This window comes from Bradyrhizobium sp. CCBAU 51753 (assembly GCF_015291565.1).
GTDB lineage: Bacteria > Pseudomonadota > Alphaproteobacteria > Rhizobiales > Xanthobacteraceae > Bradyrhizobium > Bradyrhizobium ivorense.
The window spans coordinates 5682515-5708164 of sequence record NZ_CP030037.1 but is presented as its reverse complement, the minus strand read 5'-3'; the positions used below and the strand labels follow the sequence as shown (position 1 = coordinate 5708164).

Here is a 25650-nt window from a genome sequence, read left to right as displayed (position 1 = left end):
GCCGGGCGGCTCGATTGGTTAAGCTTCGGAATGTCAGCATTTAACCACTGAGTTGCCCGACGGCGCAAGCGTTTTTTGATAGGGAGCAGTGCGGTCAGGAAAGGCCCGGGCGCTAGGCTATCAGTCGTCGATGAATACCCTTTGCCAAAGCATCGGGAGTCTTGAAGGTATGAAAGCCGAGCCGCTTTCTCGCGTAGTCAGTAAACCGTGGCCCGCAAGCTCTGGACGGATCAATCAACCCCGTGGTCGGCGCCAACACGTAGTCCCGGACAGACATATTATCGTCGGTGAGTCGGATCACGACCAGCCATCGATCGGACGTCTTTGGCATGTCCCTAATGTAATATCGCGTCATCACATTAGTATTGGCCTCTGATCGCGCGACGCGAAACCATACGTCGTCTTTTCCTTCAACGCGGAGGAGATCATTCTTGGGAGCGATCCTCACCCGCTTCCCCGATCGTTCAAGGCGGGCCGCAACTATTTTGACGAGATCATGTCTCGTTTGATCCCATAGCTGTCTGTTATCGGAAAAGGAATAGTCGCGGTCGCCAGCATAACCAATCAACCTGTAGGCATTGCGGAGCGAGCCGAAGTGGTTGATGTATGTAGACATATGGGGAAGGCCGCGCGTGGCGTTGACGATGGCGGCAGAAAGACGTCCGTTCTTCTGGAGAGCGCGACGCAACCTTGTAAGCATCTCCTCTTCGGAAATCCGAATGTGTCGATCACACGTCAACTGTTGAACACGCTGAAATGTCTCGATGTCGATGATGGGATCGATGCAGCCATCATTCCGAACCCAGAGTTCTGGAGGATTCGAAATTCTTGGGGTCTTCAGCCTTGACGACTGACGGTTGTAAACAAGATTGCCGACGTAAACTTCGTGATGAAGAATTCGCGTTATGCTTTTTTCATTCCACCGGCGCCCCTTCGAATTTGGAACACCCGCCGCGTTAAGTTCGCGTGCGATCTCGGCGTCCTTCTTCTTGTGCAGACACTGCTGAAAAATCCAATTCACAATCGCGATTTGCTGCGGTGTCCCGGGGTGAAGCTTTACGCGGTCGGTAACGAGATTCTTGTTCTCGCCATCATCCAACGAGCCCTTTGGATTCGAATCTTTGTCGACGAGAAGGCGTTGAATTCCATAGGGTTTGGGTCCGCCGTGGGAGAAGCCAAGGCGCACCAGCTGGCATTGCCCGGCATGGATTTTGACGCCGAGTTCGCGGCTGTATTCGGCCGCCATGACTCTTTTGAGGTTCTTGACGATGCTGGAGAGCATGCTCCCATCGTTCTCGAATTGCTCCGCACAATAGGCGATCTTGACGCCAGCCCGCTTACAAATGAACTCATAGTGGGCGCTCTCATCGGTATCCTGAAAGCGTCCCCATCTGCTGACATCGTAGATCAAGAGATGCTTGTAGTCGGCTTGGCCTGTCGTGATGTCCTTGATCAACTGCTGGATACCGGCTCGGTTTTTGATCTGTAAGCCACTCTCGCCCTCATCGGCGTAGGTGCGAACGATTTTGAGACCGTGGGCGTGAGCATAGGCAGCGATGACGGCGGCCTGGTTCTGAACTGAATATCGCTGCCGTTCAGTGGACATCCGAACATATTGCGCCGCTCGCCTTGCTCTGTCTGAGGTGGGCAGATGCTCGCGACGGACCGTGAGTGCGTTGGCCATGGGATTTACTCCTCAAGACCGCGGCTGTTCTGAGCCGGAATGCCGGTACTTTATAGCAGGGGTACTTAGTTCGGGCCAGCAATCAACGTCCCGCATTCCTTGGAAATCGCCGCCTCGAGCGCCGGCAACCATGTCTTGTAACCTGCGGCGGTGAAATGCTTGCCGTCTGTCATCTTGGATCCGGATGGCAGTTCAGGGTCGACAAACTGAACGGCACGATCCGCTGCGGCTGCCCCGATCGCCGCATTGGTGTGCGCATCGGCGACCGCGGCGACCACCAGTGGCCGCGTCGACAGGGGTTTGACGGTATCGATAAGCTCGCCGAAATCACGCTGTGCGGTCGACGATCCGATATCATTCGCGCCAACGGTGAGGGCCACCAGAAATGCGGGGTCTTTGAGCAGGCGCGCGGCAAGCCGGCTTGCTTCCTGAATAGTCTGGCCGCCGACGCCGGCGTTGACGACGGGATGTCCGCAGAGCTGTCGGGGAAGCGGAGCCATTTCGGTGACGCTGTCACCAAGCACGACAATTGGGGCGGCCGCCTCTGCGAGCGCGGCGCGTATCATGAACTCGCGGACCTCGGCGTGGTCGTGAAAGGTGTGTTGAGACACCTCGCCAAAGCGTTTGCGCATCCTCTGCAGTTCGGAGAAGGAAGCGACAAAGCCGACCAAAAACACGGCGGCCAAGATCCATGGGAGCGCGCGACGCATGGCGCTCTAACTACCATCAGGTGCGTAACCCTGGCAACATTCAGCAACAATACATGCAGCTCGCAACTGGGATAGTCGTGCCGGTGGAATCGCCGCGGCCTTCGGCCCGGTACGGATGTGGGGAAGCTAGGAGCTCGCGTGCTCGCCTAGATCAAGTTAGCAGGTAGTCTGCACCATCCCGCCGACCCGCCTTGATTGGCAAGTGATTGGCGGTGAAGGAGCGGCAACCGGGCACTACCCGGCTGACATCCGGGACGAGTCAGTAGCTGCAAGCGGCACTCGCCTTCGGACAGCGGCTGGTCGCTCCGGTAGCACCGCGGCTACTTTGCAGTAGCCCCAGCCGCATTTCGCCCAAGAGCGCGCAGAGCAGCCAGCGCTGGCTGGTTCCGGCGAATCCGATCGATTGGTCATCCACTTAGTAGAAGCGACGCCAAAAAAATCATTGCAACTTGACGCGGTCGAAATAATCAGTCTACTTATGCAAGTAACAATTTTCAGCTCGGGTCCGGCGCAGGATAGCACCGGCCAAGCGCCAGAGAGGTGACGGTGGAGGACATTCACATCGAGCGCCGCGACAGCATCGCCCACGTCATTCTGAACCGGCCCTCCGTCAGGAATGCCGTGACGTTCGCGATGTGGCGCGAAATAGCCGCGACCTTCTCCGCCCTGGCCGGCGACCGGAAGGTTCGCGGCGTCGTGCTGAAGGGCGCGGGCAAAGACTTTTCCGTCGGCGCCGATATCTCCGAATTCGAGACCGTCCGGGACGAAAGGCATCAGAGCGCCGCCTACGAAGTCGCTGTCGACACCTGTTCCGGCGCGATCGCCGCGCTCGGAAAGCCGGTCGTGGCCGCGATCTCCGGCTACTGCCTTGGCGGCGGCTGCCACCTCGCTTTGGCATGTGATTTTCGCTTCGGCGACCACACCGCGACGGTCGGCATCCCTGCGGCCAAGCTGTCGATCGTCTATGGCCTGCAAAGCGTGCAGCGGCTGCTGGCCCTCACAGGCGTTTCGAACGCGAAGCGGATCCTCTACTCGGCGGACCGCTACTCCGCCAAGGAAGCCGCCTCTATGGGGCTGATTGACGAACTGCACGAGGATCCCGGCCTGGCGGCAGACGAATTCCTGCGGCGGCTTGCCGTCAACGCGCCGCTGTCGATCGCCGGCGCGAAGTACATGCTGAATGGACTTTCGTCGGATATCGGCGGGCTCGATCCGGCCGCGGTGCAGCGGCTGATCGACGAAGCCTCCGACAGCGAGGACTTCAAGGAAGGCCGCCGCGCCTTCGCGGAGAAGCGGTCGCCGCGGTTTCGCGGCGCGTAGGTCCGGACAGGAACGAGCCTTGGAGGGCACCCGATGAAGCCTGCCCAATTCGAGTACGTTGCACCGTCGACGGTCGCCGCCGCCATCGAGGCGCTTGTCGCGTCGAACGGCGAGGGCAAGGTGCTGGCGGGCGGTCAGAGCCTGCTGCCGCTCCTGAACTTCCGCATGGCCCGTCCCGCCGTGCTCGTCGATCTCAACGGCATCGAGGGATTGTCGTACATCGAGGACCGGGGTGACCGCATTGCCATCGGCGCGCTGACGCGCCATCGCGAGCTCGAGCATTCGCCACTGATCGCGTCGAAACTGCCGGTGATGTCCGCGGCAATGCGCCACGTCGCTCACCTGGCGATCCGCAATCGGGGCACCATCGGCGGCAGCTTGTCGCACGCGGATCCCGCCGCCGAGCTTCCGATGCTCGCGACCTTCTATGAGGCCCGAATTGCGGTGCAGGGACCGTCGGGCCGCAGGACGATCGCCCCCAGAGACTTCTTCGTCGACGCTCTGACGAATTGCCTGGAGCCCGAAGAGATCGTGGTGGAGGTCGAATTCCCGGTTCTGAAACAGGATGGCTGGGCGTTCGAGGAAGTCGCGCGCCGCTTTGGCGACTTTGCGCTCGCGAGCATCGCCGTTTCCGTCTGCCGCGGACCGACCGGCGTGGCGGCCGCGCGCGTCGCGGTGATGGGCGTGGCCGACACGCCGAGGCGCCTGAGGGAGGCGGAGGACGAACTCGTCGCGATAGGGCTCGACGACACGACACCGGATCGTTTCGCGGAAATCGTCGTCTCGCTGGTCGCTCCGAACGACGATCTTCACGCGTCAGCCGACTACCGCAAGCATCTGCTCGCGCAACTGGCGAAGCGCGCGTTGCTGGCGGCGTTGGCCATGAAGGGCTGATCGATGTTGATGAAGCTATCCGTCACCGTGAACGGCGAGAAATACGACGCCTCCGACGTCGAACCGCGCATGCTGCTTTCCGACTTCCTACGCGATCGGCTCGGACTGACCGGGACGCACGTCGGATGCGAGCACGGCGTGTGCGGCGCTTGCACGGTGCTGGTCAACGGCGATAGCGCGCGCTCCTGCCTGATGTTGGCGGTCCAGGCCAACAACGCCGAGATCGTCACTGTCGAAGGGCTCGGATCGCCCGACGAGCTCAATGTGCTGCAGGCTGAGTTCCGCGAGCATCACGGGCTGCAGTGCGGCTTCTGCACGCCCGGCATGCTGATGACCAGCGAAGACTTGCTCCGGAAATATCCGCTCGCAACCGACGACGACATCCGGGAGGGGCTATCGGGGAATCTCTGCCGCTGCACCGGATATCAGAACATCGTCGCGGCGATCAGAAGCGCCGCCGCCAAGCGCACGGAGAGAGCGTCATGAAGCTCAATTTCCTCGCGGCCGGCCGCGTCCGCATGAAGAAGAGCATCTACGTGGCTGGCGCCGATCGTGGCGAAACCATCGACCTGCCGGTCAGCAGTGCGCTGATCCGGCACAAGCAGGGCAATGTGTTGTTCGACACCGGCTGTCATCCCTCGGCGGTCGACAACGCCGAGGGCCGCTGGGGGCCACTCGCCAAGGTGATGAAGCCGCTGATGGCCGCGGAGGAAACCTTGTTGCCGAGCCTCGCCTGCACCGGTCTCGGGCCGGATGACATCGACATCGTCGTCAACTCGCACTTTCATCCCGACCATTGCGGCTGCAACCAGTTCTTCAGGAAAGCGACGATCCTGGCGCACGCGAAGGAGATCGACGCCGCTAAGGCGCCGAACGCGGAAGCGGCCGGCTACCTCAGGAACGATTGGGACTACGGGCAGCCGATCGAGGCGGTGCACGGAGAGAAGGATCTGTTCGGCGATTCCAGCGTCGTGCTGCTGCCGCTGCCCGGCCACACGCCGGGGATTGTCGGTGCGCTCGTCGGTCTCGACCGCGACGGCCAGTTCCTGCTGGCGTCCGACTCGGTCAGCCTGCGGCTGCATCTCGACACCGACGCTGCGCCGCGCAACACCTGGAACGTCGATCTGCAGCTGAAGACCTATGCGGACGTTCGCCGGATCGAGAAGGCCGGCGCCACCGTCATCTGCGGCCACGACGACCGGCAATGGCAAAGCTTGCGGAAGGGATCCGAAGGCTATGAGTAGCGACCGGCGCGCAAGCCCTTCCGACGTCATGAGGCCGCGAAATGTCGGTGCGCCGATCAAGCGCACCGAGGACCCGCGTCTTCTGACCGGAAATGGGGAATACACGGCCGACCGCAAGCCGGACCGGCCGCTGCACATCGCGTTCCTGCGCAGCGGTCAGCCTCATGCGCGGATCGTGCGGATCGACGCCGCCGCGGCGTTCGAGGCGCCGGGCGTGGTCGCCGTACTTACGGCGGACGACATCGTCGACGACTTCAAGCCGGTGATTCCATTTTCGCGGATGCCGAACTACTATGCGACGCCGATCCTGCCTCTCGCTTCCAGGAAGGCGCGGTACGTCGGCGAAGCCGTCGTCGCCGTCGTCGCCACCTCGCGTTACCTTGCCGAGGATGCGCTCGAACTGATCGACGTCGAATATGAACCGCTCGGCGCACTCGCCCGCGCCGAGCTGGCGCTTGCAGATGATGCTCCGCTCCTGCACGAAGAGGCCGGCACCAACGTCCTGATTGCGCGCGAGTTCAAGAAGGGCGACGTCGCCGCCGATCTCGAGGCCGCGGCGGTCAGGGTGGGCGGGCGTTTCGAGATGACGCGCAAGGCGCCGCTCGCTATGGAGCCGCGAAGTTACGCAGCGGAGTATGACAAGCGTCGTGATGCGATCACGCTCCACACCTCGTCGAACATTCCCGGCATCGTTCGCGACGCCGTCTCGGAGTCGCTGGGTTTACCGGGACACCGCCTGCGCGTGGTCGCGCCGGATGTGGGCGGGAGCTTCGGCTCGAAGGGCTCGCTTTATCCGGAGGAGCTGCTGATCTGCATCGCCGCGCGCAAGCTGCGCCGGTCGGTCACGTGGACGGCGGACCGGCTCGAGGACGTGAGCAGCAGCAGCCAGGCCTTTGCCGAGATCGTCGATGCCGAGATGGGGTTCGACGCCAACGGCATCGCGACGTCACTGCAAGCAGAGGTGATCGGGGACGTCGGCGCATTCTCGATCTATCCCTGGACCTGCGGTCTGGAACCCGTTCAGGTCGTGAGCTTCCTGCCGGGGCCCTACAAGATCGGCTCCTACAGGGGCGCCGTGCGCGGTGTCGCGACCTGCAAGCCGCCGACCGGTCCGTACCGCGGCGTCGGCCGGCCGATCTCGACCTTCGTCGCCGAGCGTCTGATGGATCTCGGAGCCGCGGCGCTCGGGATCGATCCGCTCGAGATCAGGCGGCGCAATCTGGTCCGGGCCGAGGAATTTCCGTACCGGATCGCTTCAGGGATCATCTGGGACAAGACGGGATTTATGGAGTGCCTGGAGGCCGCCGCCGAAGCGGCCGGTTACGACCGGCTCCGGAAGGAGCAGGCCAACGCGCGCAAGCAGGGGCGATTGTTTGGCATCGGCATCGCGTCCTATGCCGAACTGACCGGCATCGGATCAAGGATCGCGGTGGCGCCGGGCATGCCGATCAACACCGGCTCGGAAACGGCCAAGATCACGATCGACTCGACGGGCGCCATCACCGCGGCATTCGGCGTCGCGTCCCACGGTCAGGGCCTCGAAACCACGCTGGCCCAGATCGTCGCCGACGATCTCGGCGCCTGCTTCGAGGATGTGCGCGTCATCCAGGGGGACAGCGACGAAGTGCCGATGTCGACCGGGACCTACGCGAGCCGCAGCGCGGTGCTCGGCGGCGGCGCGGCGAAACACGCTTCGAAGATCCTGCGGGAGAAGGTCAAGCGGGTCGCATCGCACCTTCTCGAAGCCAACGCCGACGACATCGAGGTAGCCGACGGCAAGGCCGTCGTGCTCGGCACCGATCGCGCCGTGACCTTCAGGCAGATCGCCAAGGCCGTCTATTCGGACATGAAGACGCTGCCGGTCGAGGCGCGCGAGGAACTGAGCGCGACCTACACCTATGATCCGATCAATGGGACGACCGCGGCGGCCACCCACATTGCTGCCGTCGAGATCGATCCGGCGACGTGCTTCGTGCGGATCCTCAAATTCGTCGTTGCCGAAGACTGTGGCCGGATCATCAACCCGATGATCGTCGATGGGCAGGTGCACGGCGGAGTGGCGCAGGGCATCGGGGCCGCGCTGTTCGAAGAATTGATCTACGACGAGGACGGCCAGCTGCTGACCGCGAGCCTCGTCGACTACATGATCCCGTCCGCTCCCGAAGTGCCGTTCATGGACGTCGTCCATGTCGAGAGCGAGTCCACCGTCGCCGGCGGCTTCCGCGGCATGGGCGAGGGTGGGACCATCGGCGCGCCGGCGGCAATCGCAAGCGCGATCGCCGATGCGCTGTCACCACTCGGCATCGGCGTTTCGATCCTTCCGATGACGCCGGAGCGCATCTTCGAACTGATGGAACAAGCCAGGCTCAAATCAAGAGGAAAAGCTGATGAATGACTTGAAAGGACGCGTCGCGCTGGTGACGGGCGGCGGACGGGACGTGGGTGCGGCCATCTCCAGGATGCTTGCGGAACGTGGGGCGAGCGTTGCGGTGAACTACCACAGCTCGAAGGCCGAAGCGGAAGCGGTGGTCGCCGAGATCGAAAAGGCCGGCGGCAGGGCAAAGGCCTATCAGGCCGACATCGCGGATGCAGACATCGTCAGAAAGATGATCGCGGACATCAAGAGCGATTTCGGCGGACTGGACATTCTGGTCAACAACGCCGGCCTGGTCTTCCGCAAACGCTTCAGCGAGAGCACGCCCGAGGATTGGAAGAAGCAGATCGACACCTGTCTCTACGGTGCGCTGAATTGCTCCCACAGCGCCGGCCCGCTGCTCGAGGCGTCGGGCCGCGGACGGATCATCTCGATCATGGGCGATTCGTCCAGGGTCGGCGAGTCCGGTCTGGCGCTGGGGGCCGCGGCGCGCGCAGGCACGATCGCGCTGATGAAGTCGCTGGCGCGCGAATGGGGACGCTCGGGCGTGACCGCCAACTCGATCTCGCTCGGCCTGATCGAAACCGCGCACGACAAAACCTGGGTCGATGCGAACCGCGAGAAGCTGGTCAAGGCCTACACCATCCGAAGGCTTGGATTGCCATCCGATGTCGCTCCTCTGGTCACTCTGCTCGCGTCCGATGCCGGAAGCTGGATCACCGGGCAGGTGATCAGCGTCAACGGCGGATACAGCATGGTCTAGGGGAGGCAGGCATGCTTCACGTCGATCTGATCGCACCGGTCGCGACGCTGCTCGAGCGTCACGCCAAACAACGGCCGAACCAGGTAGCGTATTGGGATTCGTCCCGGTCAGTCACCTACGGCGAACTGGCCGGGCGGACCGCGTCGATCGCGGCCAGCCTGACGAAGGCCGGTCTGCGGGACGGCGACAGGATTGCGATCTATCTGCCGAACGGCGTGGATTGGGTCGAAGCATGCTTTGCGGCGTTGCGCGCCGGCGCCGTCGTGGTTCCCATCAGTTACGATGCGGCCGAAGGTGAGATCAGCTACCGCCTGACCGACGCGGCTTGCGGGTTCGTCGTCACGACGGCCGCCAGGAAGGATTTGCTGGAGAAGATCTGCCGCGATGCCGCGATCGCGCCCACAGCGATCTTCGCGGGGCCGGACGCAGAGAAGGAGGGCCTTTTACTGGAAGCGCTCGCATCCGGCGCCTCCGCGTCGCCGTCGGATCCGGGCGACATCGATCGTTCCTCCTTCATCATCTATACGTCCGGAACGACCGGGCGGGCGAAGGGCGTGGTGCTCTCGCTGCGCAGCATGTTGTGGATCGCCGCCGCGTGCTGGGCGCCGGTCGCGGAGCTGACCGACAAGGATGTCGTCCTGTCGCCGTTGCCGCTGTTCCACTCCTACGGCCTCAATCTGTCCGTGCTCGGCGTGCTCGCAGTGGGAGCGAGCGAACGCATCATGGAGAAGTTTTCGCCACAACAGGCGCTCGACCTGCTGCAGACGGGGACATATTCGGTTCTCCCGGGCGTGCCGACGATGTTCCACTATCTCCTGCTCCGCGCCCAGGAGAGCGGCGTCGAACGCCTCGGTGCGCTCCGTCTCTGCATCTCCGCCGGAGCAATCATGCCCGCGACCCTGAACAGGGCGTTCGAAGAACGCTTCGCGATCCGGCTGCTCGACGGATACGGCATCACCGAAACCGCCACCATGGTGACGATGAACTGGCTGCATGGCGCCCGGCCGATGGGGTCGTGCGGGTTGCCCGTACCGGGCCTTGCCGTGCGCATCGTCGATCCGTCGTCCACCGAGGACGTACCGATCGGCGAGGAAGGCGAGTTGATCGTCCGCGGCCCGAACCTGATGCAAGGCTACCACAACAAGCCGGCAGAGACGGCATCGGCGCTCCGCAAGGGATGGTATCACACCGGCGATCTCGCGAAGTCTGATCCGGCCGGCTACCTGACCATCACGGGGCGGATCAAGGAGTTGATCATCCGCGGCGGTCAGAACATAGCGCCCGCCGAGATCGAGGAGGTCGTCGTTCGGCATCCGCAGGTCAGGGATTGCGCGGTGGTCGGCCTGAAGCACGCAACGTTGGGAGAGGTGCCTTGTCTCTTCGTCGTGGCAAAGGAGAACGGCTTGGATATTCCATCGCTGATGGATCACTGCCGGTCCCAGCTGTCTGCCTACAAGATTCCCGAGGCGACCCATCTCGTCGGCGAAATTCCGAGGACCGGCTCGGGTAAGATCATGCGCTTTAAGCTGGTCGAAATGTTGAGCCAGGCGTGACGGCCCGCTCAGTCGACGGACCGCGGCGCGGAGGCGCCGAATAATTTGGGATCGTACGCCAATCGATACCGCATGTCGGCGGCGACGATCGGCTTGTGACAGCAATCACAGTCGACCGACGGCTCGAAATCGTGTCCGCACTTGAGATGGGTCAGGATCAGCGGAGGCTTGCCCTTGGCGAGCCAGCGGTCTCCCCATCTCAGCATCGCGATGAAGGGACCATAGAGGTCGCGTCCCATGTCGGTGAGAAGATATTCGTACCGGTCCGGCGAGCTTTGATACTGCCGCCGGAAGAAGACGCCGGCGGCGACCAGGCGGTTGAGCCGATCGGTGAGGATGTTCGGCGCGATCGCGAGCTCGTTTAGAATCTTGTCGTAGCGGCGATTGCCGAAGAAGCCCTCGCGGACGACCATGAAGCTCCATTTGTCGCCGATGATCTCGAGCGCGCGCGACACCGAGCTCGGGCGGCCGAGGACAAATCGGCTTCCGTCGGAGGCCCGTCTGGTGTTGCGGCCCGGCTTGGCGGCACATCGTCCGGCGCCGGGGCCGTCGCGATACTTCGCGTCGCGCGCGCCGACGCCCTCGCCGCAGTGGGAGCAGGTGACGATCGGGTGGCTGTCGCAACCGCATGTCGCGTGGATCAGCGTCAGCGGAGGAGGCTTGCCCTTGGACAGCCAGCGGTCGCCAAACTGCATGAGCGCGATGAAACTCGGGTAGAGATCGAACCCCATCTTGGTCAGGCGGTATTCCTTGCGCAGCGAGGATCCCGGCGCGACCTGACGGAAGATGGCGAGCTGGGTCAGCTTCCTCAGCCGATCGGTCAGCGTGGCCCGCGGGATACCCAGCGCCGAACGGAACGCTTCGAAGGTCTGCGTCCCAAAGAATGCCTCGCGGATGATCAGGAACGCCCACGCGTCTGACACGATGTCCAGCGTGCGCGCCACCGAACAGTTGCGCTCGGTCCGGGCGACGACCTTCCGGGCCGAGAGCGCTGCGCGCCGCGGCTTCGCGGCAGGTTTCGTCGTCCGGATCTTGGCGGCGGCAGGCATTTCCAATCAGTCCATTCACGCGGCGCCGTGACGGCGGCCTTCGAAGGTCGCGCACCTCTAGCACAACGGCACCGTTGACTCGTTGGAAAAATCAGTCTAGTTACGCATGTAACATAAGTCTAGTTATGCTAGTGATAAAAGCGTGAATGCGCAAGCGGAGCAACCCCTGGGGAGGAGTGTCATGAAGCGGAGAATCGGAAGCGTCCTGATCGCCATGGCGGCGATCCTGATGTTCGAAGGTGCAGCGGACGCGCAGAGCGCGCGTATCTCGGACGATGTCGTGAAAATTGGCGTGCTGACGGATATGTCGGGACAGTTCTCCCATGAATCCGGCGAAGGCGCGGTGACGGCGGTCAAGATGGCCGTCGAGGATTTTGGCGGCAAGGTGCTCGGTAAGCCGATCGAGGTCGTCGTCGCCGATCACCAGAACAAGCCCGACACCGCCTCAGCGCTGGCGCGGAAATGGTTCGACGTGGAGCGCGTCGACATGATTGCCAACCTCATCAATTCCTCGATTGCGCTCACGGTCTCCGGACTCGCGAAGGAAAAGAACCGGATCGCCATCATCAACGGCTCCGGGTCGTCTCGTCTGACGGGAGACGCGTGCACGCCCAACAGCATTCACTATGCTTACGACACCTATGCGCTCGCGCGCGGGACCGGCACTGCGCTGGCCAAGGCGGGCAAGAAGTCGTGGTACTTCCTGACCGCAGACTATGCGTTCGGGCACGCACTCGAGGCCGACACCTCGGCGATCGTGAAGGCGATGAGCGGCGAGGTCATCGGATCGACCCGCTATCCGCCCGAGGCGTTCGACCAATCCTCGTTCCTGCTGCAGGCGCAGTCGTCGAAAGCGCAGGTTGTGGCGCTGGCCGGCTCCGGCAATGTGCTGGTGAACTCGATCAAATCAGCGCAGGAGTTTGGCATTCCGGCCGGAGGCCAGACGCTCGCCGGGCTTTTGGTCTGGATTACCGACGTCAAGAGCCTGGGCCTCTCGGCGGCGCAAGGACTGGTTCTGACCAACGCGTTCTACTGGGACCGTGATGACGAAACGCGAGCCTGGTCCAAGCGCTTCTACGAGCGCATGAAGCGCATGCCGCACATGGGCGACGCCGGCGATTATTCGTCGACCATTCACTATCTCAAGGCGATCGAAGCCGCCGGCACGGATGAGGCCATGGCGGTGATGAGCAAGATGCGCGAGCTTCCGATCAACGATTTCTTCGCCAAGAACGGGCGGATCCGCGAGGACGGTCGCATGGTGCACGACATGTACGTCTACGAAGTCAAGAAGCCGTCCGAATCCAAGAGCGATTGGGACTTCTACAAGCTTCGCGAAGTGATTCCTGGCGATCAGGCGTTCCGTCCCCTCAAGGACAGCGCCTGCCCACTGGTCAAGAAGGGCTGAGCAGGTCCCACCACACGGTGCCCGGATGCGATCGCATCGCGGGCTCGAAGCCACGGAGCCATCGAGATGGATCAGGAAGCCCTAACTGCAAAGTCTGCTTCGTCGCGTAATCCGATCCGGTCCGGCGCCGAGTACATCGAGAGCCTGAGGGGCCGGAAGCTCAAGGTCTATCTGATGGGCGAATTGGTCGCGGAGCCGGTCGAACATCCCATCATCAGACCTTCGATCAATGCGGTTGCGAAGACCTACGATCTTGCCGACGAGGACCCCGAGCTTGCGTCCGCAATCTCGCCGCTCACGGGCGGCCGCGTGAACCGCTTCCTTCACATCTCCGGGAGTTCCGGCGACCTAGTCATGCAGAACAAGATGCAGCGCCGGCTCGGGCAATTGACGGGCACGTGCTTCCAGCGCTGCGTCGGCATGGATGCGCTCAATGCGTTGCATTCTGTGACCTACGATCTGGACCAGAAGTACCGGACCGATTACCACGCCCGCTTCAAACAGTTTCTTGCCCGCATGCAGGATGCCAACCTCGTCATCGGCGGCGCGATGACCGACGTGAAGGGCGATCGTGGCAGATCGCCATCGCAGCAGGCCGATCCGGATCTCTTCCTTCACGTCGTGCGCCGCACGCCTGAAGGCGTTTATGTCAGCGGCGCAAAGGCGCATCAGACCGGTTGCCTCAATTCGCATTGGCTGATCGTGATGCCGACCATGAGGCTGGAGACGGCCGACAAGGACTACGCGATCGTCGGTGCGATACCCGTTGAAGCCGAGGGCGTCACCTACATCTACGGCCGGCAATCCTGCGATACCCGCAGCGCCGAAGGTGGCGACATCGATGCCGGCAACGCACGCTTCTCCGGCCAGGAGGCGATGATCGTCTTCGAGGAGGTGTTCATTCCGCGCGAGTTCATCTTCCTCGACGGCGAGTTCGAATTCGCCTCCACGCTGGTCGAACGCTTCACCTGCTATCACCGCCGCAGCTACGTCTGCAAGACCGGCGTCGGCGACGTCTTGATCGGTGCGGCGGCCACGGTGGCGGACTACAATGGCGTCGAGCGCGCTTCTCATGTCCGTGACAAGCTGGTTGAGATGACCCATCTCAACGAGACGATCTATGGCGCCGGCATCGCGGCGAGCCATCAGGGTATGGCGATGAAATCCGGGGCGTACCTGCCGGACGAGATGCTCGCGAACGTCTGCAAGCATCACGTGACGAAGATTCCCTACGAGATCGGGCGGTTGGCGCAGGATCTCGCCGGGGGATTGATGGTGACGCTGCCTTCGGAACGGGAGCTGCGGCATGAGGCTATCGGTCCGATTATCGAGAAATACCTGAAGGGACGCCCTGAGGTGGCGACCGAGGACAGGATCCGCATCCTTCGCCTGGTGGAGAACATGACACTCGGCCGAAACGCCGTGGGCTATCTCACGGAATCCATGCATGGCGCCGGATCGCCGCAGGCGCAGCGCGTTCAGATCGCTCGATCGATGCAGCTCGAGTTCAAGAAGCAACTGGCGAAGTCGCTGGCTGGCGTGGCGGCCGCTTTGCCCGCCGAGATCGTCGACGACCTTTCGAACTATATGGCGAGAGTATTCGCGCCCGTCACGGCATGACCGGCTCCGGCTGTTGCAAGCCTTCCTGTGCGCACTTCTATCCCCTGGGTCTCCACTGAAGTAGGCGCCCCGGTTCAATGCTTCTTTTTACGAACCTCGGAGACTTTTATGGCGATGACGATGACGGGCGAGATCGAGCTTGCGGCCCCGCGCGAGGTGGTCTGGGCAAAGCTGAACGATCCCGCGGTGCTGAAGGCCTGCATCCCGGGCTACGAGGAACTGGAGCAGACCGAAGATCAGGGATTTCGTGCCGTCGCGAAGATGAAGGTCGGGCCAGTGTCCGCGCGATTCAAGGGCAGGGTCACCTTGAGCGATCTCGATCCGCCTAACGGCTACAAGATCGCCGGCGAAGGCGAGGGCGGTGTCGCCGGCTTCGCAAAGGGCGGCGCCACGGTAGCGCTTGCCGACAAGGACAGCGGCACGCTCTTGAGCTACAGCGTCGAAGCCCAGATCGGAGGGAAGCTGGCGCAACTCGGCCAGCGCCTGATCAACGGCACGGCCAAGAAGCTTGCCGACGAGTTCTTCGTCAATTTTGCCCGAGCGCTTTAGCGCGGAAGCCGGATTGCGTAATGTGCATCCGCCTGCGGCAATGCGCAGCCGGACGGCGCGTTTAAGTTGCCTCCGAGCCCGAAAAAGCCATCCGAGCGGCGGGCCATTCATTCGAAAAAGCGCGCGAAGATGACTCGGCTCCGCTTATCTGTAACGGTTGCAAGTCAACACTGACACACCGGCGGCGGTTCAGCCCACCACGATAGCCGTTTTCGGGAACTTACGCCAGACAACGCCGGCGTTCTCGAACAACGGCTCCCTTCATCCGCAGGCGATCCGCCTGTGGATCCCTGTTGCTGGGTTTGCCGCACACGACACGTATGGGACTGCTGGACGGGGTGGAAGGTCAGATCCTCGCGGAAAAGCGGTCGAATGCCGTCAGGACTTGAGTTCGCACCTCGAGCTCACGCTGATAGACATTTCTCTGCAGGTACTCGACTTCTGCCGCCTGACTGGCCTCATCCACATCGACATACCAGGACCGCGGACGGCCGTCGGCGCCGTCGCTCCAGCGATAGCCGCGCCGCTTGAGTTCGTCCTTGAGTTCGAACGGCGACTGCTCAGCCCAGATCCTGATGGTCTTGCGCCGGGCCCGCTCCAGTAGAACGGACAGGACGGTGCGATCGAGGTGGGGCAGGTGCAGCGCAAGAATTTCGAGCAGCGCCAGGCAGTCGTCGACTGCACGATGCGCTTCATGGAACAGGCCGGCCTTCATCAGGAGGTAGGGCAGGCGGGACCCCTCGAAACCGTGGCTGCGCCACTCGACCTCGCTGACCGAGCAGGCCCATGCCTTGTGCTCAAACAGCGGTGCGTAGCGCTCCATGAACTTGCGATCGAAGCCGGCGTTGTGGGCGATGACGACCACCGCATCGGAGGCGAACTGATTGATGCGGTCGTCCTCGAGCCTGTGGCCAGCGACCATCTCGTCGGTGATGCCGGTCAACGCCGTGATCTCGGGCGGAATCGCGATCGACGGCTGATTGAAGCAACTGAAAGTGTCGACGACCCGGGCGATCCGGCCGTCGGCAAGGTATGTAAACTTGACCATGCCGAGCTCGATGATTTCGTCACGGACGGGGTCGAGCCCGGTGGTCTCGACGTCAAGCAGGATTGCCGTTCTGGCTGGTTGCCCGTCGCCAGGGGTGAATTCGGAGCGGGGAGCGAGACGGCGCAGCACCCGGTAGTCGGGCGACTGGTCCAGCATGGACGCTATCTCGGCGAGGGTCGGTTGAACGGTCATGTCGGGTCGGATGGGTCGAGGTTGTCTGATGTGGCAGCCTGTAACCTTATCCCATCCGGTCAGGTCGAGGATCTGGCCGGTTGTGGATAGTTCCGCCGCAAGCCGTTTTTTCGTTCGGAAACACGGAACCGGAGGTATTCCGCGCGCCCGCAATCGGCGGGACGGGCTCTCGTGAACCGTGCCGCTTCGCGTCACGGCCCGGCGGCTTCGATCTCTCGCGCTATGCCGCGCCGCGCCGATCACAGTATTCGGAAAATGCGAAAAAGAGCTGGACCGGACACCCAACTCACCTTTATAAGTGTCGGGTAACGCAGCAGGGGTGCTGTCATGGCGAATGAGCCGGTCAGATCTTCAGATATTGTTGAAATCGCTCGTAGAAGCGGTGATTTTCGAAAGCACTATGGCGTCGTGCTCGGTGCGGTTCTTTATCTCAGTTCAATCAGCGCGGCGCGGCCGCGGTCGATCTGGTGGAGCGGCATCATTACCGCTTTGATCGGGGCGTTCGTCGTGTGGTTCAAGAGCAGGTGGCTCGGTGGCCAATGAATCAGAGCCGGTGCTCTATGGGATTCAAAGGCGGACTAGGCGGTCACGATGCCGGTGCTAAAGGTCGCACGCAAAATCTGCAAAACTACGCGGGCAAACTAGGCAGATTGGGCCTTGTGTGGCTTCTTTCCACGATCGCTGCGGGGTTGTTCGCACCAGCGGCCTCTTCAGAGCCCGATAAGAAGAGCGGCTACGCGATCGGCTCTCATCGATGCGGGACGGGCTCGTTGTCGTTTCCCGCCCTTCAGATCGACATGAAGCAGGGATTTTGCGCCGGCCTCGTCGCCAGCGAGGACCATGACCTCCGCTTCCCGCGCTCGATTGTCCAGATTCCAGGCCATGAGCTCTTCGTCGTTGCGGACATGGGCGGTTGGGGGCACGGCGACGGCCGGCTCTTGCTACTTGATCCGCTTGCCGCGGAAGGGAAGAGAGTGAGCGAGTTGGTCGCCGGGCTCGAATACCCGTTCGGCCTTGCGGTCGGTCCGGACGGGAAGGTTTACGCATCGACGGCCGAGACGATCTTTCGTTTCGACCCCCTTGCGGCCAATCCGAAGAGCACGATCGAGACCATCATCCATAACCTTCCGGGCCGCCGGCTCACCTTGCCGGATGGCACCAAGGTCACCGAAAGCAGCCACCCGCTCAAGCATTTTGTATTCGATCGGCTGGGCCGGATATTCGTCAATATCGGCTCGCACAGCGACGACTGCATTACGCGGCCGCCGATCACCAAGCCCTGCGCGGCCGGAGAGGGACCATCGCCCCTGGCATCGATCTGGATGTTCACGCCGCCGGCGGGCGGCATCTTTCCAGTCCTCAAGCCAAGTGATCCGAATCCGCCGCGCATCGTCTATGCACGTGGCCTGCGCAATTCGATGGCGCTCGCCATTCACCCGCGCTTTCCCGATGAGGGCTACGCTTTTCTGCAGGGCGAGAACGGCCGGGACCTGCAGGACATCTTCAAGCCCAACGAGGAGATCAACGCCGTCGAGCAAGGCAAGCATTATGGCTGGCCGTATTGCTACGATCTCTCGACGTCCAGTCCCGAGTTCAGGGCGGTATTGCAATCGGGGCCCTACAAGAACCTCTGCAACGGGGCGGCGAGCTACAGGCAGCCGCACTCGCTGCTACCGCCCCACGGCGCGCCGCTCGCCATGCTGTACTACCATGGCAGCAAATTCCCCGAGCTTGAGGGCAAGCTCCTGGTCGGGCTCCACGGCTATCGCCCGACCGGCAACCGCGTCCTGATCTATGATGTCGACGACCACGGATTTCCGAAGCTGAGCCCGCCACCGGTGCGCTACCGCGTCAGCTGTGCTTCCGAGCCGACACGCGCATTTCAGACCGACACGGGTGAGGTGAAGGCCGCGCCGTACGAGGAACTGATATCCGGCTGGCACCGCGTCAATGGCGCGCGGCCACGCGGCGCACCCGTGGGCATGACCGTGGCCGAGGATGGCGCGATCTGGCTCGTCGAAGACAACAACAAGACCGTGATCCGCATCGATCGCGCCGCGGGTGAGCCGCCGGCGCCGCTGCCCTGCGATATGCGCAGTCAGGCCCAGATCGACGAGCTGGTGCGGTTCGTCAGGCAGGACGTCCAGAAGCGCGGCTATCTCAGCTCGGTTCGTGCCAATCTCGTCGAGAAGCACTGCCTTGGATGCCACTCGGATTTTGGTCTGAAGGCCGGGCAGAATGATGCCGAGAAGGACGAGGCCGTGCTGCGCTTCATGCTGGCGCAGGATGGCTGGATCTATCCCGGAGATCCGGACTCCGGAAAGCTGCGGGTCCGCCTGCGCGGGATCGGGGCCGAGAAATTGATGCCGCCCGCCGGCGAAAAGCTGCCGAAGACGGAGACCGGCTACGCGAAGGTGCTCAACTTCGCCGATTATCTCGTCGGCAAGATGGCCCCGGGAACGCGGATGCGGATCAAGGCCGGTCCACCCCAGCGGAAATTCATAAGCAAATCCAACAAGGAGTGCGGCGAAATTCCGACGACAAAGGTCGTGGTGGTGACACAAAGAAACGTCAGCGATAAGCCCGGCTTCAGCCGCTTCTACCGGCCAGCCGATCCTTTCCTGAATGGCGAGTGCACCGACGCAGATGGCTATTACATCCAGAGCAATTTTCTGGTGCCTTTGCTGTGAGATCCTGATCGTCGCGGGCGGGGCCGCCGCGGCTCAGCCAGCCCTGTTCGAGAGCAGGCAGGTGACGCCGACCGGCGAATACACCTTCGGCATCGAGGGCCCCGCTGTAGATCTCGACGGCAATCTGTTTGTCGTCAATATCGGCAGGGCCGGCACAATCGGCAGACTCTCCCAGGGCGCCTCGCAGTCGGAGAAATTCCTCGACCTGCCGGAGGGAAGCGTGGGCAACGCGATCCGCTTCAGCCCCGACGGGACGATGTTTGTCGCCGACTACAAGAAGCACAACATCTTCCTGGTCGCCAAAGGCGCCTCCGATGCTGCGGTCTGGTTTCACTCCGACCAGATGAACCAGCCGAATGACATGACAATCGCGCGTGACGGCACGATCTATGCCAGCGATCCGAATTGGAAAGGCCGCAGCGGACGTATCTGGCGGATTGCGCGCGGAGCTGATGGAGCGGTGCAGGGCGAGGTGATGACGGCTCCGCGCGCGATGGGCACCACGAACGGGATCGATCTGAGCCCGGATGGGCGTGTGCTCTATGTCAGCGAGTCCAACAGCGGACAGGTCTGGTCCTATTCCCTTCGCGGCAACGACCTGACTGACGCCAGGTTGATCCGGACGTTCGAGCCGGACACCGTCGATGGTGTCCGTACCGACGTCACCGGGAGGCTGTTTGTCGCTCGCATCCTCAAGGGAGCGATCGCGGTGCTCAATCCGAACGGCAGCCTTCAGCGGGAGATCGTGCTCAGAGGCAAGGAGCCGACCAACCTGGCGTTCGGCGGCAGCGACGGTCAGACGGTTTTTGTAACCCAGCGCCAGGGCGGTTTCATCGAGTCCTTCCGGACCGACCGGGAGGGGCGCGAGCACTGCCTGCAGAGAGGCAATTGCTAGGGGCGCCCGGCCGTGCGCCGATTCACCGAACAGCTCCAATCTGAGCGGCAATCGAGTTTATGAGAAAGATGGATCCACTTTCAGACAGGTGAACCTCGTCGACGGCGGTCATGTCACGTTCCCCGATCCGGGTCAGGCAACCATCCACAGTGCAGAATATCGCCCAGGCCGAAACGTATTCGGCATGATGCTCCTGAAAGAATTGTCGCGCAGATAGATCATTCCAGAGATTCTTGACTTGCGACTGAGAGCGTTCCGGTAAGCGTCGTCGGTGCGTGATGTAGTAACTGGTGAACTGCTCTGGCAAACCGCGCTTCCATAGCGGGGCCGGACCGACAACGACAACTCGGGGAACATTCTTGAGCGCCTTCACGGTCGCGCCCCATCCTTCCTTGGTGGTGTCATCGAGCGGGCCGAAGCCGAGCAACAATACGATGTCTGGCTGTACTCGGGCGATCAGCTCCAGCACGCGTTCATTATTCGAACGGCATGCCGGTGATACTGCGGTCGATAGAAGAGGTTGACAGCCGTTGGCTGTCAGCTGGCCGATACCGAACGATGTTCTTGATTGCAGGTCGCGCAAACCCGGCATGAGAGCGCCAGCGGTGCTGTCGCCCCAAATCAAAACTAACGGACGAACAGGTTCAATACAGGTGTCAGCGAACTTGGTTTGGGAAGCCAGGTCCAAAAGGCATGTGTCAACGCGCCAGGCTGGAATGCGTGTGGCGTTGCTAGCCGGCAAGATATCAGGGGGAAAGCGGCCTCCGAAGCCGTTCCATTTGACGATGGCGCCACCAATGCCTGCAGTGGCGGCAAGGCAGATCGCGAAAGAGGCAATTTGCCATCGCGCCAGATGCCGTCCTCGAATGGGACGCTCGATGTACCAGAAAGTCGCTGCCGCGAGCGCATAGGCCGCGACGATTGCTGCACTTCGCTCCAACAGCGTAAGCGGCAAAAATTTCGCCGAGGCGGCCAAAACGAGAATGGGCCAGTGCCAGAGATAAAGAGGATAACTGATCAGTCCGGTAAATACTGCGCTGCGGTTGGAAAGCACGTAAGCGGCGAACCTGCTGGATCCTCCCGCCGCAATAACGAGCATGGAGCCGACGACGGGAAAGGCTGCGCGCCAACTTGGAAAGTCGCTCTTGGCGTCGAGCAAGAGCGCGCTGGTGGCGATGAGCGCGAGGCCGACCGCAACCAAGAGGTTGGGGGCTTGGACACTTCTCAGCGGCGCCCGCCGATCAAACCAAGCGAGCGCAGCTCCTGCCATCAGCTCCCACGCTCGAGTGACCGGCAAATAGAAGTCGAGCTCGCGATGATCCGCTAGTAGGACGGAAAGCGCGAAAGACGCGACGCCAAGCAGCAGAATGACTGCTGCCCACCGGGACGGTCGTGCAAGGAGCACAACGAGTAGTGGCCATACGATGTAGTATTGCTCCTCAACCCCGAGCGACCATAAATGCAGAAGGGGAAACGAAGCTGCGTCAGGGCTGAAATAGCCAGATTGAAGCCAGAAGAAGAAATTTGCTGCAAACAGGGAGCTTGCAATCACCTGGCGCCCGAAGTGCTCGAATGCCGCAGGCAACAAAATGAACCACGACGCTACGATCGTTGCACAGACGACGACAACCAAGGCCGGGAAGATTCTACGGACCCGCCGGGCATAGAACCGGGCAAGGGAGAACCTTCGGCTCTCCATGTCATCAAAGATGATCCCGGAGATCAGGAACCCGGAAATAACAAAGAAAACGTCGACGCCGACAAAGCCACCTGGAAGTAGCTCGGGAAAGGCGTGATAAACCACTACGGCGGTAACCGCGATAGCTCTTAGACCGTCAATATCCGGTCTATAGGCCGTCGTGATCAATGTTCGTGGTTGTCCAGCCGTCTTGTGCACGGGGCTGGCTCTTAGCTACACCCAATAGCGCCTATGACGCGGTCAAGGTTTGCTCCAAGCCAGACAGATTGATCGTCAGCTGACAAATCGACTCCCTTGGCTTGGAAGGGCGGGTTTCGCTAGCGCCCGTTGATCGAAAGCATGGGTTCCGCAACTCACCATTGCAGATTTGCGTCCGCCGATCTAGTACACTCAGCAACAAATCAGATACGTACAGAAACAGTCGGGGAGCCCGGTTGGGCGTCGCGCATACCCTTCAGCCGGCAGCGGAGCAGTCGCTGCCGCGGCATGACGCCGGAAGCGGGTACGAGATACCCAATCTCGCTCGCTCTTCCCAATATCGTGCATTGATGGTCTTCGGGCGTTCGCTGTACTCTCGGTCGTTCTCTACCACGCCTTTCCAAGCGCCCTCCCGGGCGGCTATGCCGGCGTCGACGTTTTCTTCGTCATCTCCGGCTTCCTCATATCGTCGATTCTTCTCACCGAGCTCGGTGAGCATCGCTTTTCAATTCTAACTTTCTACAGCCGGCGCATCCGACGCATCTTTCCAGCCCTCGCCGTGTGCTTGGCCGTTGTGCTGGCCTATGGATTTGTTTGCTTAACGCCAGTTGAACTCGCGCAGCTTGGCAAGCACGTCTTTCTTGGCGCCGGCTTTGCGTCGAATATCGGACCATGGTGGAGACGGGATATTTTGATGCCGCCGCGACTTCTAAACCGCTGCTGCATCTGTGGTCCTTGGGTATCGAGGAGCAATTCTATCTGGTCTGCCCAGCGTTTTTGTGGTTGGCCTTCAGGAAGAAAGTTGTTGGCCGCTCGTTGGCGGTGGTTTTCATCAGCTCGTTTGGCCTCAACATCTTCATGTCGGCGAGTAGCGTTGCCGACGCATTTTACTTGCCTGTGTGTCGGTTTTGGGAATTGGCGGCCGGCGCGACACTGGCGTCGTTGGGGCAAGTCGCTGTGCCGCCCAAGACAAGATCCTGGCTATCCATTGCTGGATTTGCAGCACTTGTCGTTTCCCTAGTAATGTTTACTCAGGATATCCGCTTCCCCGGCTGGTACGCCCTGCTTCCCGTGGCGGGAGCAGCAGCGATAATCCTGGCGGGGCCTGAGGCAGGATTGAATCGGATGGTCCTTTCGCACCGCGCGGCAGTCGGTATCGGGCTGATCAGTTACCCGCTTTATCTCTGGCATTGGCCGCTGATCTCCTACGCCTACATCATTCGGCTGGGAAAGCCGCCAACGCCCTTGCTGGCAGCCGCGCTGCTGGCTCTGGCGTTTCTACTCGCGTGGCTGACATATCGGTTCGTCGAGCGTCCGGTACGATTTGGGCGTCAGCGCAATTACACTGGGCTCGTTGCGATCAGCTTGGCGGCGATCGGGACGGGTGGTCTCGTCATATGGGTGAGCGGCGGTTTCCCCGAGCGGTTCTCCACATCGCCCCAAGTGGATATCGGCAAGATCGGAAGCGCCAAACTCGACGCAGACTTCAAACCCACATCTGGCATGGAGGTTGACGGTCATGGGTGGGGCAGGATCGCTCGTGTAGGCCACGGCGTGAACAAGGTCGCGCTGGCTGGCGACAGCCTGGTTTTCCAATACGGGCCGCGTGTCCAAGAGCTCGCAGATGAAAAGCGCCTCCGTACCAGCGTGTTCTTCGTAGTGGGTCCCAGATGCCCGCCGGTTCCAGGGGTGGTGCAGCAGGACAAGTTCGCTGGCTGCGCAGGTCTGCCTGACACGTTGATGGCGCTGGTGCAGCGGGAGAAAGTACAGACCGTTGTCCTGGGGGCGGGCTGGAGCGGCTACAGCGAAAAGGGAATGATGATTCAGCGAAATGGAGAGACGCTTGCGCTGAACACGTCAGAAGGCAAGGAAGCGTTTTATTCGAATCTCGAGGACTATATCCGCGCGTTACAGTCGTCAGGCGCCAAAGTTTATTTGGTGCTTGGGTTGCCAGTGCATGAGCGCTTTGATCCCGCGAGAATGGTTGCCCGAAACGCAATAGGAATTCATATTTCCCCGGATGTCGGCAGAGCCGTCCCAATGCCCGAGCTCCGTTCGATCCAGGCGAACACGGACGAACATCTTCACAGAATCAGCACGCGGACCGGTGCGACACTCCTCGATCCATTCTACGACATCTGCGGTAGCGATGAGGGGTGCTCGCCTTTCTTTGGAGAAGGCGAGCCGAAGTTCTCGGATTTCACCCATCTGAGACCAATCTTCGTTCGTCAGCACCTCCGATTTCTCGATCACTTGCTCGAGTGAGCGGCGCATCTGAGAAACCACCACCGCCGACGCAATCGAGAGGGGGGAGGACTACGCGAATATATTGACAGCATCTACCGGAGCGTGTCTTATCCAGCAGCAGCCGAAAGGGCTTCGCCATGCGGAAATTTCTCGCCACGGTGCCGGTGCTGTTTCTTCTCCTGACGGCGCAACAGGCAAAAGCCTGGAATGCCGAGGGCCATCAGATTGTAGGTGCGATCGCCGACGCCATGCTGTCCGCGAACGCCAAGTCGAAGGTCGCGGCGGTCGTGGGCGTCGATCTGCGTACCGCAGCTCCCTGGCTCGACTGCGTGAAGAGCGTCCATCGGCTCGACAACGGCACCTTCAAATATGTGGTGGAGGAAGCCTTTGAAGCACCTTGCACGCCGTTCAAGGATGCCAGGGACCTGATGGAAGCCTATGTCGGGCGCAATTTCGTCCAGTGCAGCTACACGGTTCACCGCAAGGAGCACGGTCACGAATTCGACGAGGAAATGGGATGTCACAACACCTACCATTTCGACGACGTCGCTATCCAGCGCGATCGTTTCGACCGCAACTTCCAGGGCACCAACGATCATGACATTGTCGCGGCGATCAACGCCGCGATCGCGGTTCTGCTCGATCGTTCGTCGCCGCCTCCTTTCAAAGTCGCTACAAAGGCAGAAGCGATCTTCCTCCTGGCTCACCTGATCGGCGATCTGCATCAGCCGCTGCATGTCGGTTCTGTCTATCTCGACATGCAAGGGCAAATGGTCGATCCTGACATCACCCACACCATCGATCCGGCCACCGAAACCATCGGCGGCAATGCTATCCTGGACAACAACAAGAACTTCCACTCGGCGTGGGATGCACCGCCGACGAATTTCCATGTCGCGCAGGCCTCCGATCTGCTGCCAGCCGCGCAGCAGGTCGCCAGGGACAACGATCGGATCGAGAACTGGTCGTTTGCCTGGGCGAGCGACACCATCAAGCTTGCGCCGCGAGTCTTTGCCGGCGCAACCTTTGCGAGGGTGCAGCCGAGCACCGCTCATCCGAAGGGCGGCTGGTCGATCACGTTTCCCGATCACGCCGCTTATGCAGATGCCCGCGACAAGATCAAGCGTGAGCAACTGGCGAAGGCAGGGGCTCGGCTTGCAAATCTGCTGAACGCGATCTGGCCGTAACGATCAGTCGCGCTTCACGGGCGCGGTGAGGCGTTCGTGAAGCGGCGCACGCTCACAAATCTGTCAGGGTTTATCCCGTGCGCATGCCGCTGTTGCCGCTGCGGGCTCTCGTAAACCGAGCCGCCCGGCGTCTCGGCCATCCGGGTTCGATCCCTCGCGCAGCGTCATGTATCGTTCGCCGGAGGCACTCGCTCGTGGGCCCCGTCGGCATTGCATGCCCGCGTTGCCATCGCCGTCCCGCGCTCGGGTGCCTTTAATCGGACTCGCGACTGCGGTCGCCTCGGGGCCCGCGGTCCTCGCTATCTGACCCGCTGCAGAAGATTTCC

The 25650-nt window shown here is 61.8% G+C and carries 20 protein-coding genes and 1 pseudogene; 16 read left to right on the top strand and 5 right to left on the bottom strand.

The window, feature by feature from the left end; all coding sequences use genetic code 11:
* Positions 1–112 precede the first annotated feature (112 nt).
* Positions 113–1684 carry a recombinase family protein gene (locus XH93_RS26015; protein WP_194469679.1) on the bottom strand — a complete coding sequence of 524 codons (1572 nt, stop codon included), beginning with the start codon at positions 1682–1684 and terminating at the stop codon, positions 113–115.
* Between the two features lie 65 nt (positions 1685–1749).
* Positions 1750–2361 carry an SGNH/GDSL hydrolase family protein gene (locus tag XH93_RS26010; protein WP_194469678.1) on the bottom strand — a complete coding sequence of 204 codons (612 nt, stop codon included), beginning with the start codon at positions 2359–2361 and terminating at the stop codon, positions 1750–1752.
* 579 nt (positions 2362–2940) lie between these two features.
* Between XH93_RS26010 and XH93_RS26005 the strand changes: the two genes are divergently transcribed.
* From XH93_RS26005 to XH93_RS25975, 7 genes are read left to right on the top strand one after another with little or no spacing between them, the layout of a single operon-like run.
* The gene (locus tag XH93_RS26005) at positions 2941–3714 is read left to right on the top strand and encodes an enoyl-CoA hydratase-related protein (protein ID WP_194469677.1); all 774 of its coding nucleotides are present in this window, start codon (positions 2941–2943) and stop codon (positions 3712–3714) included.
* Between the two features lie 33 nt (positions 3715–3747).
* Complete coding sequence (locus XH93_RS26000) at positions 3748–4608, top strand: xanthine dehydrogenase family protein subunit M (RefSeq protein WP_194469676.1); 861 nt, start codon at positions 3748–3750, stop codon at positions 4606–4608.
* Positions 4609–4617: 9 nt separating this feature from the next.
* Positions 4618–5094: a (2Fe-2S)-binding protein gene (locus XH93_RS25995; RefSeq protein ID WP_194469675.1), complete on the top strand. Its 477-nt coding sequence runs from the start codon at positions 4618–4620 to the stop codon at positions 5092–5094.
* A complete protein-coding gene (locus XH93_RS25990; RefSeq protein ID WP_194469674.1) occupies positions 5091–5852 on the top strand; it encodes an N-acyl homoserine lactonase family protein in 762 nt (253 codons plus the stop codon). The genes XH93_RS25995 and XH93_RS25990 overlap by 4 nt, the downstream gene beginning before the upstream one ends.
* Positions 5845–8247, top strand: a complete 2403-nt coding sequence (locus XH93_RS25985) for a xanthine dehydrogenase family protein molybdopterin-binding subunit (RefSeq protein ID WP_194469673.1) — start codon at positions 5845–5847, stop codon at positions 8245–8247. Before XH93_RS25990 ends, XH93_RS25985 begins: the two co-directional genes overlap by 8 nt.
* A complete protein-coding gene (locus XH93_RS25980; protein WP_246799300.1) occupies positions 8240–8989 on the top strand; it encodes an SDR family NAD(P)-dependent oxidoreductase in 750 nt (249 codons plus the stop codon). The genes XH93_RS25985 and XH93_RS25980 overlap by 8 nt, the downstream gene beginning before the upstream one ends.
* An 11-nt stretch (positions 8990–9000) precedes the next feature.
* The gene (locus XH93_RS25975) at positions 9001–10542 is read left to right on the top strand and encodes a class I adenylate-forming enzyme family protein (RefSeq protein WP_194469672.1); all 1542 of its coding nucleotides are present in this window, start codon (positions 9001–9003) and stop codon (positions 10540–10542) included.
* Positions 10543–10550: 8 nt separating this feature from the next.
* Here the strand turns inward: XH93_RS25975 and XH93_RS25970 are convergent, their stop codons facing one another.
* On the bottom strand, positions 10551–11591 hold the full coding sequence (locus XH93_RS25970; protein WP_194469671.1) for a helix-turn-helix domain-containing protein: 1041 nt from the start codon (positions 11589–11591) through the stop codon (positions 10551–10553).
* Positions 11592–11772: 181 nt separating this feature from the next.
* On the opposite strand from XH93_RS25970, the gene XH93_RS25965 reads away from it, so the two are divergent.
* The 3 genes from XH93_RS25965 (at position 11773) to XH93_RS25955 (ending at position 15168) form a co-directional block, all read left to right on the top strand.
* Positions 11773–12999 (top strand): ABC transporter substrate-binding protein, encoded by a 1227-nt coding sequence (locus XH93_RS25965; RefSeq protein ID WP_194469670.1) that lies wholly within the window; start codon positions 11773–11775, stop codon positions 12997–12999.
* A gap of 66 nt (positions 13000–13065) precedes the next feature.
* Entirely contained in the window at positions 13066–14619 is a 1554-nt protein-coding gene (locus XH93_RS25960) for a 4-hydroxyphenylacetate 3-hydroxylase family protein (RefSeq protein ID WP_194469669.1), read from the top strand.
* 108 nt (positions 14620–14727) lie between these two features.
* Positions 14728–15168, top strand: coding sequence for a carbon monoxide dehydrogenase subunit G (locus XH93_RS25955; RefSeq protein ID WP_194469668.1), 441 nt, complete (start codon positions 14728–14730; stop codon positions 15166–15168).
* 346 nt (positions 15169–15514) lie between these two features.
* Here the strand turns inward: XH93_RS25955 and XH93_RS25950 are convergent, their stop codons facing one another.
* Positions 15515–16408, bottom strand: coding sequence for a 3'-5' exonuclease (locus XH93_RS25950; protein WP_194469667.1), 894 nt, complete (start codon positions 16406–16408; stop codon positions 15515–15517).
* A 327-nt stretch (positions 16409–16735) separates the two neighbouring features.
* On the opposite strand from XH93_RS25950, the gene XH93_RS25945 reads away from it, so the two are divergent.
* Genes XH93_RS25945 through XH93_RS25935 form a run of 3 tightly spaced genes read left to right on the top strand, consistent with a single transcriptional unit; the run spans position 16736 to position 19993 of the window.
* Positions 16736–16951, top strand: coding sequence for a hypothetical protein (locus tag XH93_RS25945; protein WP_194469666.1), 216 nt, complete (start codon positions 16736–16738; stop codon positions 16949–16951).
* Positions 16952–16968: 17 nt separating this feature from the next.
* Positions 16969–19098, top strand: coding sequence for a sorbosone dehydrogenase family protein (locus tag XH93_RS25940; RefSeq protein WP_194469665.1), 2130 nt, complete (start codon positions 16969–16971; stop codon positions 19096–19098).
* Positions 19055–19993 carry an SMP-30/gluconolactonase/LRE family protein gene (locus XH93_RS25935; RefSeq protein ID WP_194475334.1) on the top strand — a complete coding sequence of 313 codons (939 nt, stop codon included), beginning with the start codon at positions 19055–19057 and terminating at the stop codon, positions 19991–19993. The genes XH93_RS25940 and XH93_RS25935 overlap by 44 nt, the downstream gene beginning before the upstream one ends.
* Positions 19994–20015: 22 nt before the next feature.
* Here XH93_RS25935 and XH93_RS25930 read toward each other — a convergent pair whose 3' ends face one another.
* Entirely contained in the window at positions 20016–21860 is a 1845-nt protein-coding gene (locus XH93_RS25930) for an acyltransferase family protein (protein ID WP_194469664.1), read from the bottom strand.
* Positions 21861–22227: 367 nt separating this feature from the next.
* Between XH93_RS25930 and XH93_RS43135 the strand changes: the two are divergent.
* The 3 genes and pseudogenes from XH93_RS43135 to XH93_RS25915 form a co-directional block, all read left to right on the top strand.
* Positions 22228–22509: pseudogene (locus XH93_RS43135) on the top strand (acyltransferase family protein); the annotation flags it as partial.
* A 53-nt stretch (positions 22510–22562) separates the two neighbouring features.
* Positions 22563–24155: an acyltransferase family protein gene (locus XH93_RS42795; RefSeq protein WP_194469663.1), complete on the top strand. Its 1593-nt coding sequence runs from the start codon at positions 22563–22565 to the stop codon at positions 24153–24155.
* Positions 24156–24274: 119 nt separating this feature from the next.
* Positions 24275–25324 carry a S1/P1 nuclease gene (locus XH93_RS25915; RefSeq protein ID WP_194469662.1) on the top strand — a complete coding sequence of 350 codons (1050 nt, stop codon included), beginning with the start codon at positions 24275–24277 and terminating at the stop codon, positions 25322–25324.
* Positions 25325–25650: the final 326 nt, after the last annotated feature.

Coding starts and splice junctions, on each gene's coding strand:
- XH93_RS26015 (WP_194469679.1), bottom strand. CDS start 1,684: ATGGCCAACGCACTCACGGTCCGTCGCGAGCATCTGCCCACCTCAGAC.
- XH93_RS26000 (WP_194469676.1), top strand. CDS start 3,748: ATGAAGCCTGCCCAATTCGAGTACGTTGCACCGTCGACGGTCGCCGCC.
- XH93_RS25995 (WP_194469675.1), top strand. CDS start 4,618: ATGAAGCTATCCGTCACCGTGAACGGCGAGAAATACGACGCCTCCGAC.
- XH93_RS25990 (WP_194469674.1), top strand. CDS start 5,091: ATGAAGCTCAATTTCCTCGCGGCCGGCCGCGTCCGCATGAAGAAGAGC.
- XH93_RS25985 (WP_194469673.1), top strand. CDS start 5,845: ATGAGTAGCGACCGGCGCGCAAGCCCTTCCGACGTCATGAGGCCGCGA.
- XH93_RS25980 (WP_246799300.1), top strand. CDS start 8,240: ATGAATGACTTGAAAGGACGCGTCGCGCTGGTGACGGGCGGCGGACGG.
- XH93_RS25975 (WP_194469672.1), top strand. CDS start 9,001: ATGCTTCACGTCGATCTGATCGCACCGGTCGCGACGCTGCTCGAGCGT.
- XH93_RS25970 (WP_194469671.1), bottom strand. CDS start 11,591: ATGCCTGCCGCCGCCAAGATCCGGACGACGAAACCTGCCGCGAAGCCG.
- XH93_RS25965 (WP_194469670.1), top strand. CDS start 11,773: ATGAAGCGGAGAATCGGAAGCGTCCTGATCGCCATGGCGGCGATCCTG.
- XH93_RS25960 (WP_194469669.1), top strand. CDS start 13,066: ATGGATCAGGAAGCCCTAACTGCAAAGTCTGCTTCGTCGCGTAATCCG.
- XH93_RS25955 (WP_194469668.1), top strand. CDS start 14,728: ATGGCGATGACGATGACGGGCGAGATCGAGCTTGCGGCCCCGCGCGAG.
- XH93_RS25950 (WP_194469667.1), bottom strand. CDS start 16,408: ATGACCGTTCAACCGACCCTCGCCGAGATAGCGTCCATGCTGGACCAG.
- XH93_RS25945 (WP_194469666.1), top strand. CDS start 16,736: ATGGCGAATGAGCCGGTCAGATCTTCAGATATTGTTGAAATCGCTCGT.
- XH93_RS25940 (WP_194469665.1), top strand. CDS start 16,969: ATGGGATTCAAAGGCGGACTAGGCGGTCACGATGCCGGTGCTAAAGGT.
- XH93_RS25935 (WP_194475334.1), top strand. CDS start 19,055: ATGGCTATTACATCCAGAGCAATTTTCTGGTGCCTTTGCTGTGAGATC.
- XH93_RS42795 (WP_194469663.1), top strand. CDS start 22,563: ATGGTGGAGACGGGATATTTTGATGCCGCCGCGACTTCTAAACCGCTG.
- XH93_RS25915 (WP_194469662.1), top strand. CDS start 24,275: ATGCGGAAATTTCTCGCCACGGTGCCGGTGCTGTTTCTTCTCCTGACG.